25 protein-coding genes and 1 other annotated feature are annotated in these 19069 nt (G+C 35.8%); of the genes, 7 read left to right on the top strand and 18 right to left on the bottom strand.

Annotation, left to right across the window (positions count from 1 at the left end; all coding sequences use genetic code 11):
* Positions 1-195: 195 nt before the first annotated feature.
* Positions 196-915 carry a metallophosphoesterase family protein gene (locus ACQKN2_RS01510; protein WP_427413350.1) on the top strand — a complete coding sequence of 240 codons (720 nt, stop codon included), beginning with the start codon at positions 196-198 and terminating at the stop codon, positions 913-915.
* Positions 916-1104: 189 nt separating this feature from the next.
* Here the strand turns inward: ACQKN2_RS01510 and ACQKN2_RS01505 are convergent, their stop codons facing one another.
* The 8 genes from ACQKN2_RS01505 to ACQKN2_RS01470 all read right to left on the bottom strand — a co-directional run bounded on the left by ACQKN2_RS01505 (position 1105) and on the right by ACQKN2_RS01470 (position 4634).
* The gene (locus ACQKN2_RS01505; protein WP_427413349.1) at positions 1105-1728 is read right to left on the bottom strand and encodes a hypothetical protein; all 624 of its coding nucleotides are present in this window, start codon (positions 1726-1728) and stop codon (positions 1105-1107) included.
* A gap of 8 nt (positions 1729-1736) precedes the next feature.
* Positions 1737-1904, bottom strand: a complete 168-nt coding sequence (locus tag ACQKN2_RS01500) for a hypothetical protein (RefSeq protein WP_427413348.1) — start codon at positions 1902-1904, stop codon at positions 1737-1739.
* The gene (locus ACQKN2_RS01495; protein WP_427413347.1) at positions 1897-2082 is read right to left on the bottom strand and encodes a hypothetical protein; all 186 of its coding nucleotides are present in this window, start codon (positions 2080-2082) and stop codon (positions 1897-1899) included. Before ACQKN2_RS01495 ends, ACQKN2_RS01500 begins: the two co-directional genes overlap by 8 nt.
* A 272-nt stretch (positions 2083-2354) precedes the next feature.
* A complete protein-coding gene (locus ACQKN2_RS01490; protein WP_427413346.1) occupies positions 2355-2963 on the bottom strand; it encodes a CPBP family intramembrane glutamic endopeptidase in 609 nt (202 codons plus the stop codon).
* Positions 2960-3130, bottom strand: a complete 171-nt coding sequence (locus ACQKN2_RS01485) for a hypothetical protein (protein ID WP_427413345.1) — start codon at positions 3128-3130, stop codon at positions 2960-2962. Before ACQKN2_RS01485 ends, ACQKN2_RS01490 begins: the two co-directional genes overlap by 4 nt.
* A 157-nt stretch (positions 3131-3287) precedes the next feature.
* Positions 3288-3689, bottom strand: coding sequence for a hypothetical protein (locus tag ACQKN2_RS01480; RefSeq protein ID WP_427413344.1), 402 nt, complete (start codon positions 3687-3689; stop codon positions 3288-3290).
* Positions 3690-3749: 60 nt separating this feature from the next.
* On the bottom strand, positions 3750-4178 hold the full coding sequence (locus tag ACQKN2_RS01475) for a GNAT family N-acetyltransferase (protein ID WP_427413343.1): 429 nt from the start codon (positions 4176-4178) through the stop codon (positions 3750-3752).
* Positions 4179-4193: 15 nt separating this feature from the next.
* Entirely contained in the window at positions 4194-4634 is a 441-nt protein-coding gene (locus tag ACQKN2_RS01470; protein WP_427413342.1) for a GNAT family N-acetyltransferase, read from the bottom strand.
* Positions 4635-4747: 113 nt separating this feature from the next.
* On the opposite strand from ACQKN2_RS01470, the gene ACQKN2_RS01465 reads away from it, so the two are divergent.
* Entirely contained in the window at positions 4748-6145 is a 1398-nt protein-coding gene (locus ACQKN2_RS01465) for a PLP-dependent aminotransferase family protein (protein ID WP_427413341.1), read from the top strand.
* A 15-nt stretch (positions 6146-6160) separates the two neighbouring features.
* On the opposite strand, the gene ACQKN2_RS01460 is transcribed toward ACQKN2_RS01465, so the two are convergent.
* From ACQKN2_RS01460 to ACQKN2_RS01445, 4 genes are all read right to left on the bottom strand, one after another.
* Positions 6161-6559 carry a DUF5412 domain-containing protein gene (locus ACQKN2_RS01460; RefSeq protein WP_427413340.1) on the bottom strand — a complete coding sequence of 133 codons (399 nt, stop codon included), beginning with the start codon at positions 6557-6559 and terminating at the stop codon, positions 6161-6163.
* 224 nt (positions 6560-6783) lie between these two features.
* Positions 6784-8007, bottom strand: a complete 1224-nt coding sequence (locus ACQKN2_RS01455; RefSeq protein ID WP_427413339.1) for a GNAT family N-acetyltransferase — start codon at positions 8005-8007, stop codon at positions 6784-6786.
* On the bottom strand, positions 8004-8732 hold the full coding sequence (locus ACQKN2_RS01450) for an AAA family ATPase (RefSeq protein WP_427413338.1): 729 nt from the start codon (positions 8730-8732) through the stop codon (positions 8004-8006). The genes ACQKN2_RS01455 and ACQKN2_RS01450 overlap by 4 nt, the downstream gene beginning before the upstream one ends.
* Before the next feature lie 38 nt (positions 8733-8770).
* Positions 8771-9682, bottom strand: coding sequence for an EamA family transporter (locus ACQKN2_RS01445; protein WP_427413337.1), 912 nt, complete (start codon positions 9680-9682; stop codon positions 8771-8773).
* A gap of 146 nt (positions 9683-9828) precedes the next feature.
* Positions 9829-10028: a binding site (T-box leader), on the bottom strand.
* Positions 10029-10269: 241 nt separating this feature from the next.
* Here ACQKN2_RS01445 and ACQKN2_RS01440 point away from each other — a divergent pair.
* Both ACQKN2_RS01440 and fumC read left to right on the top strand, forming a co-directional pair.
* Positions 10270-10485, top strand: a complete 216-nt coding sequence (locus ACQKN2_RS01440) for a hypothetical protein (RefSeq protein ID WP_427413336.1) — start codon at positions 10270-10272, stop codon at positions 10483-10485.
* 380 nt (positions 10486-10865) lie between these two features.
* Entirely contained in the window at positions 10866-12257 is a 1392-nt protein-coding gene (gene fumC, locus ACQKN2_RS01435) for a class II fumarate hydratase (RefSeq protein WP_427413335.1), read from the top strand.
* A 331-nt stretch (positions 12258-12588) separates the two neighbouring features.
* On the opposite strand, the gene ACQKN2_RS01430 is transcribed toward fumC, so the two are convergent.
* Together ACQKN2_RS01430 and ACQKN2_RS01425 are read right to left on the bottom strand one after the other, a co-directional pair.
* Positions 12589-12996 carry a hypothetical protein gene (locus ACQKN2_RS01430; RefSeq protein WP_427413334.1) on the bottom strand — a complete coding sequence of 136 codons (408 nt, stop codon included), beginning with the start codon at positions 12994-12996 and terminating at the stop codon, positions 12589-12591.
* 143 nt (positions 12997-13139) lie between these two features.
* Positions 13140-13289, bottom strand: coding sequence for a hypothetical protein (locus tag ACQKN2_RS01425; protein WP_427413333.1), 150 nt, complete (start codon positions 13287-13289; stop codon positions 13140-13142).
* 321 nt (positions 13290-13610) lie between these two features.
* Here ACQKN2_RS01425 and ACQKN2_RS01420 point away from each other — a divergent pair, with 321 nt between their 5' ends.
* Positions 13611-13925, top strand: coding sequence for a hypothetical protein (locus ACQKN2_RS01420; protein WP_427413332.1), 315 nt, complete (start codon positions 13611-13613; stop codon positions 13923-13925).
* A gap of 45 nt (positions 13926-13970) precedes the next feature.
* Here the strand turns inward: ACQKN2_RS01420 and ACQKN2_RS01415 are convergent, their stop codons facing one another.
* From ACQKN2_RS01415 to ACQKN2_RS01405, 3 genes are all read right to left on the bottom strand, one after another.
* The gene (locus tag ACQKN2_RS01415) at positions 13971-14519 is read right to left on the bottom strand and encodes a hypothetical protein (RefSeq protein WP_427413331.1); all 549 of its coding nucleotides are present in this window, start codon (positions 14517-14519) and stop codon (positions 13971-13973) included.
* Between the two features lie 104 nt (positions 14520-14623).
* Positions 14624-15448, bottom strand: coding sequence for a helix-turn-helix domain-containing protein (locus tag ACQKN2_RS01410; protein ID WP_427413330.1), 825 nt, complete (start codon positions 15446-15448; stop codon positions 14624-14626).
* Between the two features lie 32 nt (positions 15449-15480).
* Entirely contained in the window at positions 15481-15711 is a 231-nt protein-coding gene (locus tag ACQKN2_RS01405; protein ID WP_427413329.1) for a hypothetical protein, read from the bottom strand.
* A 227-nt stretch (positions 15712-15938) separates the two neighbouring features.
* Between ACQKN2_RS01405 and ACQKN2_RS01400 the strand changes: the two genes are divergently transcribed.
* Positions 15939-16154, top strand: a complete 216-nt coding sequence (locus tag ACQKN2_RS01400; RefSeq protein ID WP_427413328.1) for a helix-turn-helix domain-containing protein — start codon at positions 15939-15941, stop codon at positions 16152-16154.
* A 23-nt stretch (positions 16155-16177) separates the two neighbouring features.
* Positions 16178-16480, top strand: a complete 303-nt coding sequence (locus ACQKN2_RS01395; protein WP_427413327.1) for a hypothetical protein — start codon at positions 16178-16180, stop codon at positions 16478-16480.
* Between the two features lie 292 nt (positions 16481-16772).
* On the opposite strand, the gene ACQKN2_RS01390 is transcribed toward ACQKN2_RS01395, so the two are convergent.
* The gene (locus ACQKN2_RS01390; protein ID WP_427413326.1) at positions 16773-18692 is read right to left on the bottom strand and encodes a contact-dependent growth inhibition system immunity protein; all 1920 of its coding nucleotides are present in this window, start codon (positions 18690-18692) and stop codon (positions 16773-16775) included.
* Positions 18693-19069: the final 377 nt, after the last annotated feature.

Below are 19069 nucleotides of genomic sequence, written 5' to 3'. Positions count from 1 at the left end.
GTTTATAAAAATTATTTTGCCCCTTTAGATATGTTTTGTCTAAAGGGGTTTCTGTGCTCCTTTTATTATGAAAGACGCTTTTCAGAATGTGTACATCTTTTTTTCGATTCATTTATTTTTTAAAGGATTAAAATGCAGTCTGTCGAATAGAAACAACTATAAAGAATAGATGGAATTTATGAGGGGGGAAGCTTTGTGACAAAAATTGCAATTATTTCAGATATACATGGGAATAAAACGGCATTAGAAGCAGTGTTAAAAGACATTCGATTGAGAAAAATTGAAAGAATTTTTTGTTTAGGTGATTTAATCGGCAAAGGGCCACGAGGATCTGAATGTATAGAACTCATCCGAAAGAACTGCGAACGAGTAGTTCGAGGCAACTGGGATGTATTTATTCAATCCCCTACTGATAATGATTTTATACAGTGGTACAAAGATAGATTAACAGAAAAAGATTATGAGTATCTTGGTTCATTACCATTTAACATTGATCTTGAATTAAATGGACAATTAGTAAGGTTTTTTCATGCATCTCCAAGAAGTGAATTTGAACGTATCAGGGTTAATCATCCAATTGAAAAGCGTTTATCTATGTTTGAGAATAGTGAAATAACAAATTCAATCAATAACAATAAACTTCCTGATATTGTATTCTACGGCGATATACATACGACTTTTTTACATACATATAAAAAGGGTATTCTGTGTAACGTTGGGAGTGTCGGAAATTCACTTGACTTAACTTCAGCCTCATATGCGATCCTAGATGGAACACATTCAAACAATGCCATTCAATTTATTAGAGTAGATTATGACAGGCAGTCTGAGCTTATGATTGCTGAAGAATTGGGGCTGCCACAATTAGATAAATATTATGATGAAATTATGTTAGCAAAATATCGAAATGCTTAGAGCCATTTTTATTCTGGGGCGATTGTTATAAATTCGACAGATAAGATTCCATTTTGATCGATCATTTTTCAAATGGATTCTTTTTATTTACATGGATCCATTTGGCTTTTTAAATCATACTACTTTATTTCAAAACTACAGAAAAAAATAGGCTACTTGACGCCAAACAGCATCGAGTAGCCTAATATTTTACAGATCAGTTTTCATATGTTCAAAAGTATGTATTAACGCATATTTTTGTACGCCGCGCGCAAAGGCAATGCTTTCTTTCTGATACTGACCAAACGCGGCTTCATTCTTCAAGGTAGACGCATAAACCGCTTCAATTGCTGGCTGCATCCACGCCTTCGTAAGCTGATCGCTTCGCATGTCTGTTGTTCGTCCTTCAAGTGCAGCGATATAACATTTTGCGTAGCTAGTTAATGGCTCTTTATTTATTTTATTAGCCGCATCCTTTGCTTCCTCTAAATTCTCTTCCATTATTGCCTTTATAAATTTATAGTTATACTTTATAGCTGGCTGCTTATATGTTTCAATAGCTGTTTCTAAAGAATGAATCAAATCCTCTCTTGTACCATAAGCAGCTGCATAAAGATAAGCAAAAAAGGGATGCTTCTTGCGATCTTTTACTAACTTATCCACCAATTTCATATTATTAGTCCAGAATACAATATGTATATGTCTATAAATCATTGCGATGGCAATAAGGATAAAAATGCCGAGTACAATGGATAGGCGAACCCCAGCTAGTGATAGTAATAGCGCCAACATAAAAATGACCAAATAAAATATGGCTAGTTTTGTAATTTTCATAATTCGTCCTATTGTAATTTCCTTCGCATTTTTCGAGAAAAAATAAAACCCGCTCCAAGGAAGAATATAAGTGCCATAAACTTCATGAGAGGAATAATAAATAACTTGCTAATCACGAGAACAACAAGGATATAATAGACCACCATTGCCAGTAATAATAATGTTAGTTTATTCACCGTACCCCCTACTTTCATTCAGTGCTGCTTCAATGGCCGCTAATGCTTTCGGTCCCATCCCGTGTAATTTTTTTAACGTCGATAAATCAACCTTTTCCAATTGCTCTAATCGTGTATACCCTGCCGCATTTAATGCACGTATAGCAGGCTTCGCTACGCCCTTTGGCCATTCCGTCATTTATGCTCGTCCCTTCCTTTTTCGTCTAGTAAGTATCTCTGTTCCTATAATACCTATAAATAGTATAGCTAGTGAGGCGACATGATAATCAACGAAAAAAGTCGTAAATGCTATATTATAATAACGGCATATCGCGGTGATAATCCGCCCTCCCATTAATATAAAACCGATAACCAAGCATCCTTTTACTACCCGCTCGATGAATTGCATTTCTATCACTCCTCTGCTTTATTATGCAATCGAACATGATTAAATGCAAATGAGCTAGGTCTTTAGAGTAGATTAAACATGGCCATGAAAGAGGCGAACAGATTGCCAATGCCATGTATGCCCCAGCTTGTTATGATGGAGCCATTGGATTTTCGTTCATTGATCCATCCCATTAAATAACCTGCAAAACCGGTTGCTAAAACAACTAACACTACAACCACTAAAGGAATATAAGAAAAAAACATCCATCCATGTAAAATACCAAATAGTAAACTTTGCATGATATTTCCGATTTGAAAACCAAACTTATGCATGAATCTTTTCAGTAAAAAGCCTCGGAAGAACAACTCCTCTGATAATCCTGTTTGTACAATTGCATAGAAAAGTGCAGGAATGAGCGCTGAAAGACCAAGCCCTGTAAAACGATTTGACGCTAAGATTGAACTGTCTAGGTAGAAATAGCTAATTGTAAAAAGTGGTCCGAATAATAAAACAAAAATGACTAAAAACCATACAAAATAATTACCTTTGTTTTCAATGACAGGCTTTCGAAGGCCGAGCCATGCTAAAAATGATTGTTCCTTTTTTGCTGAGAAAAACCACCAAATGAACGGTATAACAGACAATACAATGACCTGAAAAACTGCATTTATTACACTTTGCAAAATCATAATTGTTCCCCCTGTTCAAATGTTTTACATGAAGAATGACTAGCGATGGTGAAAAAGTTCTTCTCGGAAATCGCCGGTAGATCTACTTTATCGCCACTTGTTGTTCGAGATTTGCCGGTAACAACCACTTTTCCACCGCTTGACGTTCGAAATTCGTCAATGGTCAATATTCCTGTCCTCCTTCATGTTAAGCATAGTAAATAGCAGAGTTAAATTCAATTTTATTTAATGATAATCATTAAATAATTATCCTTTATAACTAAAAATTGAATGTTAATCAGTATTTACCCATAAAAAATACGACTAGAAAAACACTAGTCGCTTTCATTTTTTATTCGGATTTCGCTCAATAAAGTCTGTAATTTCATCTTTTAATTCATAAACTAAATCAAAATAATGATTTTCGTTCATCGCACCCTTCTTTCGCCACTTTTGCATTTCTTGATAGTGAAATGTCACAAAATAATTTATTATTTCACGTTGGTCAATACCTTCCCTTTTTGCCATATCGATAATCGAAAGTCCCTCTTTCCAATATTGATCATACACTTCTTGCGTAATCCCAAGAACTTTACAAATAGCATCATAATTGTACTTTACATGGTAAACAACCTGTCCTTCCTCACCATTTGCATGTGGTTGAATTACATTTTTTGCATAACCAATTGGTGTAAAGCTCATCATAAATATGCTAGTTAGGAAAAGCTTTTTGAACGTTACTTTCATATAAACCTCCTTCATGTTTCCATTAGTATGTGAGGTTTAAAAAATCATATTCCTTCTGGATCACAATGCTTTTCGGAATGAATAACACCATTTCTCATACCCTAGTCGATCTTCATAAAAGCGATGTGCACTAATCCTTTGGATACCAGACTCTAAAGCAATATAGTGCGCCCCATTTTCTTTGCCCCATTGATGCAGATAATGCAATAGTTTCTCACCATAGCCTCTTGAACGATACTGCTCATCCGTTACTAAATCATAAACAAAAATATGGCGTTCACTGTAAAAGTTGACTCTCCAACTTAACCCGGCGACTGCCACCATTTTCATGTTTTCGTATAAAGCAAATAACATATAGCCATCTTGAGTCATCTCCTTTAACAATAGGAGATACTTTTCTACTGTTAATTCCGTACGAAGTTGCACCATTACGGCATATGCATCCACCCACTCCTGCTCCGTTGTTAATTGTTTGATGGTTACAGTCATTATTCAAACCTCCTTTTACCAATATTTAATATAATGAAATACTCCATCATCTATTTTCATTCCGAGCTTCTCATATAGTTTTTGAGCACGAACGTTATCTGTCGCTGTTTCTAAAGTTATATAACGCGCATCTTTCTGTAAACAATACGAATAGCACTGTTCCATTAGGGCCTGTGCTACCCCATGTTTCCTAGCATGCTCTGCCACAAATAGATCGTTTAAAATAAACGCCTTTTTCATTGCAACAGATGAAAAAGTAGGATAGAGCTGAACAAAACCAACTGGCCGCTCATCTAAATAAGCTAGAAAAATGACCGATTCCTCCTTATTTAAACGCTCCAATAGAAACTGTTCAGCCTGTTCTAAGTCAGATTGTTGACCGTAAAATTCTCGATAGGCATTAAATAATGGCACCACTTCCCCAACTGTTGCTAAAGTTACTTTACGAATCTCCATGCACTTATCTCCCCATTTCTTTTTTATAGGTCATTCTAGTATGATGATAAATAACAAACTGACATTTAAAAAGAAACAGTTCTAAATATTTTAACATGTCAAGGAGGGACTTTATGAAGGATTTTATTTTCTTATTCACAGATGCAGAGGCAAAATATAAACAAATTTATCAGCAAGTCAAATGGTTAATCGAACAAGGGAGATTGAAAACGAATGATTCTCTTCCTTCTATTCGACGGCTAGCCGATACTTTACATGTCAGTCGGAATACAACATTAACTGCCTATGAGCAGCTTGTAGCGGAAGGATTCATACGTGGTGAAGGCCGAAAGGGTTATTTCGTCAATGAATTTGAACAAGTGTTTCTACAGGAGGAGGAACGAACAAGCCTTACTCAAAACAGGAAAAATAACCGTGAAGATATTATCATTGACTTTCGTGCTGGCGCTGTCGATCAACAGCATTTCCCTTTAAAAATATGGCGTCAAATAGCTAATCAAGTTTTACCTTTAAACGAGTGCTATCAATATGGCGATCCTTTCGGTGAGCCCCTTTTAAAGGAACAACTTGTACATTATTTACTTCAAGCTCGTGGGGTTCATGTAAATGAAGAGGACATCATTATTGGTAGCAGCACGCAACAAATGTTAATTTATCTAGGGTTTCTATTAAAGCAGGATTTCCAAAGTGTTATTTTAGAAGACCCTGGCTACAACGGTGCACGGGAAGCGTTCAAGCTTCATGACTTTCATATAGAGACATTACCTGTGTTGGAAAACGGTGCGCAGCTTGAGCATTTAACGCAGTTTCATTCGCGCCTACTCTATGTCACCCCTTCTCACCATTTTCCATATGGTGTTTCCATGAGCATTCAGCAACGACAAGCTTTAATTCAGTGGGCCAAAAATGTTGATGGATATATACTTGAGGATGATTATGATGGTGAATTTCGTTATACGCAACAGCCATTTCCTGCTCTCGCCTCAATCGACAAGTCACACGTTATTTACATGGGGACATTTTCAAAATCATTTTTACCAGCGATTCGTTTAAGTTATATGGTGCTACCAAAAGCACTTGTTCAGCCCTATAAAAAACGCTTTGCCCATTTCGAACATAACGCCTCGTCCTTACATCAATTAACAATGGCGAAATTCATGGAACAAGGCGAATGGACACGTCATATTAAAAGAATGCGTATCACCTATAAACATAAAATAAATACACTTGTAGGGGAACTTAACAAGCAATTCGGAGAAAAAATTACAATTCTTGGAGAGCAATCTGGGCTTTATATATTGGTTAAAGTGCATACACAATTTTCAGAAGAACAGCTCATTCAAAATGGACAACAACACGGAGTAAAAGTTTACCCTACGAGCCCCTATTTTCTACAACAGCCAAGTTCAGTGCCAATTATTCAATTAGGCTTTAGTAAGTTAAAAATGGAGGAAATCATCCTAGGTGTGCGACTGCTAAAAAAAGCTTGGATCACAAAAAATAAGCCATAACTGTAATGGTTATGGCTACTCATTTTCTCGATAATCATATGTTTCATCAGGCACATTCAATGTAACACCGTTAATACTGACTGTATCATCATCGCTCCAGTTAATGTACGCTTCATGTTCCCGATATTGCCAATATATTTTCTGAGATTTTCTCCTCTCATGATTGAAAATCAATTCTCCCAATACCGCATAAGAGGTCGTCGCCCCAGCATCTGAAACATAAGCTTTCACCGTATAGGTACCTTGTGGTGATGTAGATTCAGCAATCAAATCTTGTTTAAATCTAGACCAATCGAAAAATAACCAATAAATACCATAACCTAAAATACCAGCAAAAATCAAAATCCAAATAAGTAGCACTAGAAGAGTTTGTTTGTATACCTTCTTGCATTGTAGCTTCTCGGATTCGTTCATCTGTATCCCCCAATCTGTTTATATAAGAAACGATATTAGCAAAATAGAAGTTTCCTTAATTAGGAAGTGGGGGATTATTTATACTATAGATTAGTTCTTTCGCTAACCCGATAACTTTTCCATTGACCCCGATCAGTTCTTTCACTGACCCGATCAATTTCCCCCTGGACCTATAAAAAAAGGAATCTGCACAGGCTGTCTCTGCACAAATTCCCATACTTTTTTTAAAAATAATCAATAAACGTTGGAATGCCAATTGGTAGTACCGTCTCTAGTAATGCAATTTCAATGGCATTGCCTTGTAAACGCTCAATTTTTTCTAAATAGCTCGGTCGTTTATATCCTAGTAACATTGTGGCAAGCGTTTGGACCGTTAGCTGAATAGCATTTTCTGAATGTGTATCACTCACCATTTCGACTGCAACTTTTCCATTTTGCTTTGTGATGACAAATGTGCCATTATTCCATGCCACAATGCGATCACTAACAGCAAGTCGAAGCTGAAAATCATTTCCCGTGAATGGATAGCGTAGCAGAAATTCTTTTACGTCTACAATTCGTGCCATAAAATAAGGGGATACCTTTTGAATAATCTCACTATCTTCTAGTAAAAAGGCAACGGCTTCATTGCCAGTTGTTTTACCATAGACATTATAAATCATCGAGCTATGTGCTGAGACAAAATTCCATAGGCCTTTACGCGCCTCTTCCTGCAAATAGACAATTTCGTCGATGTAATAATTTTCCTCCATAATGCGGTAAAACATATAACCCTGTGGAAGATCATCCTCATCGTAATACACCGCTGCCTGAAGGTTCACATCACTATCAATAAATTTTTCTTCCCAAAAATCTTCCTGAAACTTTTCATTCCAAGCAATACTATTACGGACCATAACACCATGCGTCTTCTTAGCATAGCGCGCATAAATGGTCACAACATCTTCATGTTTCGGATCAACACGGCGTATTTTACCGTTTAACCCTTCATAATGAGGAAGCTGCGTATCCTTGACCTGAAACTCCACAATATCACTCATAATTTCCCAGCCCTTTTTTCGGTAATAAGGGATAGAATATGGAAATAAATAGGATATGCATAATCCCTCGTTTCGCATCCGCTCTAGGCTCTCAATAATAAGGCTCTCCATCAAACCATGCCTAGAATATTCAGGGTACGTTCCGACCGCAGTAATGCCTCCCATTTCATAGATCCTACCATGAACATTTACCTCAAAAGGTAGGCTTAAAATTTGAGATACAAGATGCGAACCATCGAACCAACCAATGGCATGCCCCTCATTAAATTGCTTACTTTTGGCATTTACAAAGCGACGATCCTTATGAATGGACATGGACATTTGAAAAACATAATTAAGCAAATCGATTGACTGTGCCATTTCATCTAATCGTATTTCTCGCATGACTAAGCCTTTACGTTGATTCATGATTCTCTCTCCTCATCAAATAACTCTGAAAAAATGGATTCCGGTGCATTTAAAAAGCGCTTCGTGACGATGTAATGAATGGTATCTTCATAGCGAACAGACTCAATGTCCCCATTATCAAAACTATAGATTGTCGCATTTGGATAGCCAAGCAAAATAGGTGAATGTGTGGCAATAATAAATTGTGCCTCATGCTCTAAATCTTTAATAATTTTGAGTAAGCTTAGCTGTCTCGTTGGTGACAACGCGGCTTCAGGCTCATCCAATAAATAAATGGCCTTACCTTTAAAGCGATGCATAAATAGCGATAAAAAGGACTCACCATGTGATTGATGATGTAGAGACTTACCACCAAAAGCGGTATATTTTCTTGTATCTTCTAACAAATCAATATGACTTGCAAATTGATAAAATGTTTCTGATCGTAGGAAAAAACCATTCGTCACTTTCGGCATCCATGACAAACGGATATATTCCCCCAGTGAAGATTCCGCCTTATGTACTTCATATAAATTTTGACGACCGCCACCCGCTGTATTAAAATCACAGCGATCCGCAATTGCCTCCAGCAGTGTTGATTTTCCAGAACCATTTTCCCCAACAAAGAAAGTCACATTCGTAGGAAACTCTAGCTCCTGTAAATCCTGCAAACTTGGTATATTAAAAGGATACTGGTCTTTATCTACAATATCTCTCTGTAATACCTTACATGATTTTAAATACATTTTGTTTCCTCCCTTACTACTATTATACCGCGTTTACGCTACTCTGAAACCGCCCTTTTCTCTAAATACAAGCTACACACGCCTAAAATAAACAAAAGACTTATTCCTAGAAGGGATACGGGTGACCAGGATAGCCTTGTATCAAACATCTGAAAGAAAAAAGTGAATATTGGAACAAAGCATAAACTCATCATTATGATTAAGGTCGAACAATACTGAATACCTATCTGCAATAAATACATTGGAAGCATGACACCCACTGCTGTTACTGCGATTATCCATGAAATATTTCCCGAGAAATATTTAAAAAATATGTCGAAAGTCGCGAAAAAAGATAATAAAATTATGCCGTAATAACGATTCGCTAAAATCATTGAAGTCGTCCAACCTGCCTCACTTAATCTCTTCGAATATATCGTACATAGGACAGCTCCAGCCCCACAGCCAACACTTGCTATTAATGCTAAGATCACGGGCCATGTTATGTCCATTTGAACAGCTGATTTCCCACTAACAACTGCTACTATTAATATAGTACAAGCGATAAATGTCCCTATGGCAATTACCCATTGTGCTTTCGGAATTGATTCCTTGGCGAAAACGGCTAACACCAATACAAAAAGTGGTCCAATGCCCATCTCAAGTGCACTTACAATCGCTGACTCTACATATTTTAAAGCGAAATAAAACCCCATAAATGCTAACACGGATGCGACATTTAACTTCACTACATCATTTATATTTCCCTTCCACCGATTAGCTTGTTTCTGTTTGCGTGCAAAGAAAGAGAAATATATAGCTGTTATAAAAAAACTAATACCAGTAAATAAAAATGTTGGTACTTCCTGCACCTGCTTCGCATAGAAAACCTGGCTCATCGATGTTAGAAGTGCTGATAAAACTAGTGCCATTAACCCCACTGTCGTTGCCTGTTTTTTTGTTATTTCCATCCCATTGTCCCCCTTTTTTCGACACCCATCTTTATGTTTTAACGTTTTGTCGATGTAGTTGGGCTTTCAAGAAGCCATTTCTAGTGAAGCGTTTCCCATTTCTCCTGTTCCATTTCCCAAAATAAAAAAACCTCGTCTCCAAAAAACATAGAGACGAAGTTATCCGCGGTACCACTCTGATTAGCTAAAAAGCTCACTTTACTATAACGGTAGCAGCCGTTTATGCTTACTTTCTTCAGCATAAAAACTCCTGGACGAGTTCATAAATGGTTTGCGATGATTTCCACCAGCCATCATCTCTCTAAAGCAAACTACACTCATTACTACTTCCAATCATTGTTAATTTATTTCGTTACATCATAATCGATTTTCATTTTTTCGTCAAGCCACTAAAATGCTTCCAAAATAGGATCCGCCGCAGTATAACAAATGTTCTATACGATAGGTTCATATCATACATTGAGTAAAACCTTCCCCCTTCTAATAAAAATCTCTGTCTCTTTTACAATACAAACGAACATTCAAGGAAGGTAAGAAACTCAAGCTTTTTTCTAGGTTTAATAAAAAAAGTTATAAGGAGAAAAAATATGTTTGTAACTCACTTTTATGAAAACAAAACGTCCGTTTTAAGTCAGCTACTAGTTAGTCTTCCAACTGTCGAAGAGATCATAAAAATTAAAGGACGTAAAGCAAAAGTTGTTCAGATTACTCAAATAGACGACTACAACTATCAAGTTAGTATCATTTTTGAAAAAATACCTAAAAAACAACCATTAAAAGAAATTGGGAAGAAAAAGAGATAGCTCTTCCCTTTTAATCTGCCGACGCTATCATTTAATGGTAGCGTTTTAACTTTTAAAAAGTGGGAATCGAATTCTACTAAAACTTTCATTGCAAATTGTTCTTCATAAGCATAAATATATACAAGCAAAGTATTTGACTTTTCAATTGATAACGATTATCATTATCAATAGATTATTTCTTTACTCCAAAATGCTTAATTCAGAATCCCCCCTATTTTTTTGAAACAAGCATGTATCAAACGGATATTCTTACATCAGACTAAGAATATCCGTTTTTTAACTTCTTTGTGCAAGCACAAAGCCGAATCGGACACAATTATGCCAATGCAAAATTGGTGATTATTAATTGGAGATTTACATAAATAAAGGAGCTGTTTTACATGGATTATCGTATTGAAAAAGACACAATGGGTGAAGTTAAAGTCCCTGCAGATAAAATTTGGGGTGCTCAAACGCAGCGCAGTAAAGAAAATTTCCAAATCGGTACAGAAAAAATGCCAATTGAGTTAGTTCAAGCAATGGCTATTTTAAAGAAAAGTGCTGCGCTCGCCAATAATAAACTAGATAAACTTTCAGATATTAAAGCAAATGCGATTGTGCAAGCAGCTGACGAAATTTTAAATGGTCAATGGGACGATCAATTCCCTCTTGTAGTTTGGCAGACTGGTAGTGGCACACAATCAAATATGAACGTCAACGAAGTAATTGCGCACCGAGCAAACCAAATTTTACAAAGTGCTGGTGAAGCTGATCGTATTCATCCTAACGACGATGTCAACAAATCTCAAAGCTCAAACGATACTTTCCCAACTGCTTTGCATATTGCTGCCGTGTTAAAAGTAGAAGATTATTTACTTCCTCGTCTACGCTTACTAAAAGCAACACTGGATGACAAAGCAGAGCAATTCAAAGATATTATTAAAATCGGTCGTACTCATTTACAAGACGCAACACCACTTACTTTAGGTCAAGAAATTAGTGGCTGGGTAGCAATGCTTGCTAAATCTGAGCATATGATTGTCCAAAATATTGAATATATGAAAGAACTAGCGATTGGCGGAACAGCAGTTGGTACGGGTATAAACGCACATCCTGAATTTGGTGAGCGTGTAGCAACGGAAATTAGTGTTCTTACTGACAAACATTTTACTTCAGCCGCAAACAAGTTCCATGCACTAACAAGTCATGATGAAGCCGTTATCGCACATGGCGCATTAAAGGCTCTTGCAGCTGACTTAATGAAAATTGCCAATGATGTTCGTTGGTTAGCGAGCGGTCCTCGTTCAGGTATCGGTGAAATTACGATTCCAGAAAACGAGCCAGGCTCATCTATTATGCCTGGTAAAGTAAATCCAACGCAAAGTGAAGCGATGACAATGGTCGTTACACAAGTCGTTGGCAATGACGCAACAATTGCCTTTGCCGCTTCCCAAGGTAATTTCGAGCTAAATGTCTTCAAGCCTGTCATTATTTACAACTTCTTACAATCCACTCGCCTACTTGCAGACACAATGAAATCATTTAATGATCATTGCGCTGTAGGAATTGAGCCAAATAAAGAAGTGCTTGATCATAATTTACAAAACTCATTAATGCTCGTAACTGCATTAAACCCTTATATCGGTTATGAAAACGCGGCAAAGATCGCGAAGAAAGCCCATAAAGAAGGTACAACTTTAAAAGAAGCAGCAATTGCATCAGGGTTACTAACAGAAGAACAGTTCGATGAATACGTGGACCCTGCGACTATGATTTATCCAAATGTAAAATAATATAAATGTAAGTTGGGCACATGATGGTTATAAAACGTTGGTATATCAATGTTTCAGATATTATCCTCCCTTATGCACCTAGCAAGTTAATGCATAATATAGCATGTTTTTGGGGCTAAGTGGGGCTAGATTGGGGCTAATAAATACGGCGAGCGTGTGTACAGGAATGCGTGAGTAAGAAAGATTGGGGCTATTTGCTTCAATCTTTTTTTGTTGGTCAATATAAGTAAAGCTTACTTACATAAAAAATAGCACTGCTAGGCACAGTGAGTTTCTGGAACGTGATGTAATAAAAGCACCCTCGAATGAGAGTGCCTTCTTTTAAATTACTTTAACTATTTAATAGTTTCAAACCACTTTTTAGATAATCTCCTAGTGGGGCTTTCCCTACTATCTGGTTCACTTCTGCTTCTTTAGAAACCCACGACAGACTTAAAAAAACCTCGCTATATAATAATTCAGGCAAAGTATTTTCGTAATCCTCTGGGTCTCTGCCTAAATACATTACGGTTTGTATAAATTTCACTTCTTCGTAACTTCTATTCATCAGAAAATCCTTTAACTTATTTTCTTCTAACTCCATTTTTTTGCCGTCTTCAGATTCAAGAAATTCCATAAATTTCTCCATAGAACCAGGCACACTTTCAGGCTGCATTTTCTCTCCAATTAATCGACAATTTTCTGCCAACTCTATAACTTGCTTTACTAAACTAACTTTTTCATATGTTAAAAAAGCCATAAATATCCCTTCCTTTCATCTACTCAATTCACCAAAAGGAAAGCGTTTCCTTCTAAACCGAATAATAGAAAAGACTAGTTTATGTTTCATCATATTCACTAATCTACACTAAAAAACATCTGCTGTAGCAAGTGCTTATTTTATTACTTATCTTTATTCGCATTTTGTTGAGATTCAAGTTCATTACGTTTTTGTTCTTCTTCCAACCGTTCTTTATAGATGCGTGGTGCTGATGTTCTCATGAAGAAAGCATGCATACGTTGTTGTGTTTCAATAGATGGTATGGTTTTCAATGGTAATCACCTCACTTTCCTTAAAATACGTGAATGGAACCAATTAACTCACTTAGTGTTACCTGCCACGTTGTACAAGATTGGATAACGAAAGGTTCCACGATCTTGTTTTTGTATAAAATTGCTGTAACTTGAGTCTGTTCTTATATTAACCTTAAATCAAATGGAAAAACACTACTACAATACTATGCTCCTTCCGAATGTCTTCAACTTGCAAGTTGTAGTTACTGCTTGTCTATTTTGAATAACTACTATTTCAATTAATTTCCTCCCCCCTATTAGCTTTCTGTTACAATTTGGTTAGAAAGGTAGGTGATAGATTTGATAAACAATAATTCTGGTAACAACAATCCAAATCAGTATCAAGAACTTACAGATGAACAAAAAGTTATTATTCAAGATTGGATTTTTAAAAACTTTGAACGTATGGATCGTTTTAATCTTTCTAACAGCTCATACAACCTGAAACACCTTTTTGAAAACTCACCAGAAGGCTTTTATATTACAAATGGTCAATTTAAAGGTGCTATGTTAGCCGCTGAATACAATGTAAAAGACGAAAAAGAAATAAATTGGAATTTTAACGTTTCAAAACGTTCAATCGAAAGAGTAAAAGAAAAAATATATTCAAATTAAATGTTTAAACTTCATGTTCTTCTAAAATAGTCGTGGTCAATTTATTCATTCCTCAGTTGCTGCTGTTACAGCAAGTGAGGCTTTTTTATTTTCTTCGCTTTTATCCACAACTTTCGCTACTGTTTCAGTTATATACGTTAACACTTCCTCAAAGCTTTCTGGTTCCCTACCAAATTCTTTAGTGAATGTTTTTATATTGTTTTCCATAGTAAAGTAGTTCCAACCTTCTACACTGTTTATATCAAGCTTAGTAGCTGCATCAATCGATTGCTCTGATTCACTTTTAATCACTATCTCATACAATTCTTGTGCATGAATGTTAAGAGTATCAACTTCTTCTGACATATCCTTGAATAACGGAAAGAATGCCATATCAATTAAACGTACTGTATCTTGAATTTCTAAAATAGACAGACATGCCATACCACGATTCTCATGCCAGCCTTTATGTGTAATATCATCAAGTTTATTTAGTAAACGAGCTACTTCATTCTGTACAGTTTTTAATTGAATCATTTGTGCAGATAAGTTATATACGTTGCTACTATTTTCATGTGCGACTGTTTCTAATATGTGTTGTGTATGTTGCTGCATGTTCTTATTCCCCTTTTCATCTATGTTTTATTTAGTTGCGACTGCATTCAAAAGTAATTGTTTGTTACGATCAGACATTACGCGCCATTCTTTAACCGTTACTTTCATTTGCATTCACTTCCTTTCTTATTAAATACTTCTGTTGGTCCAATACGTTCTGATAGCCAATTGTAGAAAGGCACTGGACGCTCATTTACAGGTTTTTTCTTCTCAGATAGTTTATTTGTTATGGGATGCTTATATCTACGTTGTAATGCCTTCTTATGAGCCCCTACGAAAATGGCACGTATTGTTTTAGTAACCTTCAGCACTCCTTCTTTAATATCGTTGGCCATTTTAAAAATGATGTTCTTGGCCATAATAAATTCTTGAATGTTACTTACATTAGACGCTAGTACTACTTTATGTAGCTCATCCTTAAAGCTATCCGGAAGAGGTAATGAATGCATAAAATCATGAAGCATTTGCTGGTACTCATTCATGTATTCTTTGCTTCCCTCTATTTCAGCATGTGCACTGCTGTAAACGGCTTGTAATGAAACTGCATCACTTTGTATCACTTCTTGTTCAGAAGGCTTGTCAGAGCTACCACATGTTTCAGATTGGTTCGGCAAAATTATATATATGTTTGCACCACGACCTCCCTTCACCTTAGTAGTTTCATGTTTCTTGATTATCCCTAGCGATTCCAGTTTTGAAGTAGCTCGAAAAACTGTCTTTGTGCTGATCTCCAATGCTGCAGCAATTGTGGAAGCTTTTAAATGACATGCTCCTGGATACTCTAAGCTGTGACTAGCAAGCTTGAAAACGATGGCACGTTCTGATTCAGTCAAATCATAGTAATGAACAGCCATGTGTTCCTCAACAGCTGTGTCCATATCTGCTACTGATTCAAATGTTGTATATTGTGCTAAGTATTCGAATGCCATCGTTTTCACCTCACTTTCCATTTCCAAATAAATTAATAAACTACATGTACGGATCCATCTTCACCGATTTGAATCGGTTGTCCATCAACATCATCGAAATAAATGTAACCACCCCAGTTGCCATCGAACTGTCTTTCTCTACTTCCTAGGTTGTAACAGTCACCATAGCGCTTTTGAAAATAAGCGCGCGCCTCAGTCACATTTGAGAAACGAGGAAAATTAGCTTCATCTTCTCTTGAAATTACAAAACCAAAGTATGTCATAGTGTTTCACCTCTCTTTCCTGCAGCATGTCAGCTATTTCTGGTCCATTTACCGACTAACCTTCGATGGTCTGTTTCGTAAAAATTCATTCACTAATCTAAACTATATATTCGCCTTTCTAAACACATAATATTCTTTCCTAAATTAATTGTCAATAATATTAAATAAAAAGTTTAGAATACTAAACTTGAATGGTATAATTAAGGAAATGGAGGAAGGAGAAGATTATGTCATTTGAATATAAGCAGTTATTTAAAACGATGATTGACCGTGAAGTTACACGAGAAGAATTAAAAAAGGAGTTGCAACTATCTTCTGCCACAATGGCAAAACTCGCAAAAGGTGAAAATGTTTCGATGGCTGTGTTAGATAAATTATGTAACTATTTAAATTGTGAAATAGAAGATATTATCCAGCATAATAAAGCCAAAATAGAAGATTAAATAATCAAATTTGGAGGGGTATTATGATTGGGGTAGTCGGAACGGCTCATGTGAAAATTTTTGATGACAATGAATTAAATAAACTTCATATTGATCAAGAAAATCTTAAAGTTAACATTTTGAAATCTGACGAAAAATCAGGTAATTATGTAATTAAGTTTTTTATTACGATACCGTACAATTCAGATTACAAATGCTTAAATGACTATAAAAGTTTTGTTCACCCAACACTTAAACAACATATACGAGTTTTCATTATCTCGACACAAATTATTGAAATAGTGGAACTGGGAATCCAGCCAATTAAACATATCTCACAATTATAAATCAAAAAACACTTCCGGCTCATCGTGCAGCTGAAAGTGTTTTTCTTTTGACCATAATAAAAAGCAACCACATTTCTGCAGCTGCTTGATTATATATATTAATTATTAAGAGCATGTTTTAAAAGATTAAAAGAATAAATGATTAAGATTCAAATTTTATAGGTTCATGCTTACTCCCACAATGGTTTTCAGTATTTTAACGATAGGACATTGCAGTGGGACATTAATACCATAATAAGGACCACCCATCATCACGGAGGATCTTTTTCTATATTATTTACTAATCCTTTACTTATATATTTTCAGTTAATTTACCTTGAAATTCTTTCAATAATTCAGCATATTCCTCTTTATCTTCAATACTTACCCAATCCAATTCGTTCAATTTTAAAGATACTTCAGAAACCAATTCTTTAATATCTCCAATAGAATCATTAAGTTTATTCAAATCAGTTGATAATAGCGTCTCCATTAATTGACCATCAAATTTGCTCCCTGCTAACGGATCCTCACGTAAGTATTCAATGGCCTTATTGAATGCCAACCCCTCCAAAATGTTCTGTTCTAACATTCTAATAACATCCATAGTTGATATATCATCAATCTGTTTATTATAAAGTTCCATATACCATTGTTCCAAGCTATGTTCATCATTTTTATGTGGTGCAGGTAGATTATAAATTTCACCAATTTTCTTGCTTATTGACATTTTTTTCATTCCTCCATATCCGGAAAATAAATCTTCAATTTTTTTAATATATCTATTTACTTTATCTAAAGCCTCTTGCAATATCTTACGTTCAGTTTCATCTAAATTGGGATTCTTTAGTGAACCTTCTAATCCCTTTTTGATTTTATTTAAACCTTTATAAGAATCCTTCATTTCCTTCAAATGGTTCCAATATCCACCGCCTGGTTTAGGTACTGGATTACCTTGCAGATCTCGAAGCGTACCAGTAAAATCACTATCTTTTAGATGGCCTTCCACAATATTATCCAAAGTCTCTAAATTTCTTTTTTGTGCTCTTGATAGATTTTCACCTGTCTCTGTATCCTCCGCTTCTCTAGCCTTTTCCTCATCTTTGGCTCTAATAAAAACATATTCAGCGATTGATTCATCAACACCAGTTCCAGATGCAATTTCAGGTACTGTAGCATCACGTATTTTTACACCTGTAGCAACATCTATCCAAGAACCTACCGCTGTATCTAAAACAGCCGTAGTACCATCTACAGTATTTAAAAGTGGTTGTTTCCAATCGGCTACACCTTCCCACGGTATACCATCTGGCAATTGTAATAAGGTTTGTCCATCAGTTGATAAGCCAAGTCTATAGCCATCTTGTGTATATGCTTGTGCACCTGGATTATAAACACCAAGTTGACCATTAGGGATAGCACGCTCTCTTATCCATTCGTCCAAACGACTATAAGTACTTGCATCAGGACTAACAACAGTTCCGTCTTGATATTCCAATGAAATACGTGCACCAATGGTAGCACCAAACGAAATCATACCTGCAGGAGTTTTAACATTACTTGCTGCTTGCGCCAAAACATTATATTCAGCAAGTGATAATTCACCTAAATTTATAGATGCTTTGCCAGAACCATTAACATAAATTTTTGCATAGTCATTTTTATCACCAAATGTCCCTGACTTCAATAAAACTTCAAAAGAGCTATACGCGCGACTTTTTGCATTATTAGAATCTGTATATGTTAACAACAGACTATCAGAACTAACATTTTCAATAGACAACATCGCATGACCACCGCTAGATAAAGATGTATATTTTACACCACCTACACTTGTGCCTGTATTATCACCAAACGTTGGTTTAAGCGCATCCAACGCACCTGTTATCCAATCTCCTACAGTAACAATACCGTCAGCCATTTGATCAAGACTGGATAAAAAATTTTGTTTCATATCAGGCGCCATTTTTGTCCAAGATTCTTTAGCTGTCTGATACATAGCGTCCACATTGTCTTTTAAATACTGCTCTGCATGCATAGCACCAGTGGCAAGGGCAAGTGTACCTGTAACTACAGTGGCATATGTTGCAGAAGCCCATTCTTCATAATTCGTAGTCCAGGTATTAGCATAAGCTTCTGAAGTTTTAAAAGCACCATAGTTCGTACTAAATAAAAGTAACAGTGCCATTAGAATGATTAAGATTTTATTAATTAACTTTGTACTATGTAACATTTCTAACTCTCCTTTTTAAAATTCTACATATACCAATATACCAAAACTACCATATATAACCTTAAAAAGGAATATTATCTGTACAAAGATACCTTACTGTGAATATATCAAATTACTTATTTTGTTATCTTGATTGTGGAAGGCTATCCCTTTTCTCTAACCAATTATAGAAAGGCACAGGACGTTCTCTATGCTGTTGGCCCTCCACAGAGGATGATTTAGTAAGCTTATTACTTAAACGCTCTACAGCTTTACTATACGCCCCTATAAATACGGCTCTTTTGATATTTCAAGCAAATTTCAATATTATTAATGTTGGCGATAGATAAAATATAAATGAGGATTTCAAAATGAACAGATTAGAACAAACAACCCAA

This window comes from Lysinibacillus sp. NPDC093688 (assembly GCF_050280145.1).
In the GTDB taxonomy this organism is placed as follows: Bacteria; Bacillota; Bacilli; order Bacillales_A; family Planococcaceae; genus Lysinibacillus; species Lysinibacillus xylanilyticus_B.
Note: the sequence above shows the minus strand (reverse complement) of the source record. Positions and strands in the feature narration are given on the sequence as shown.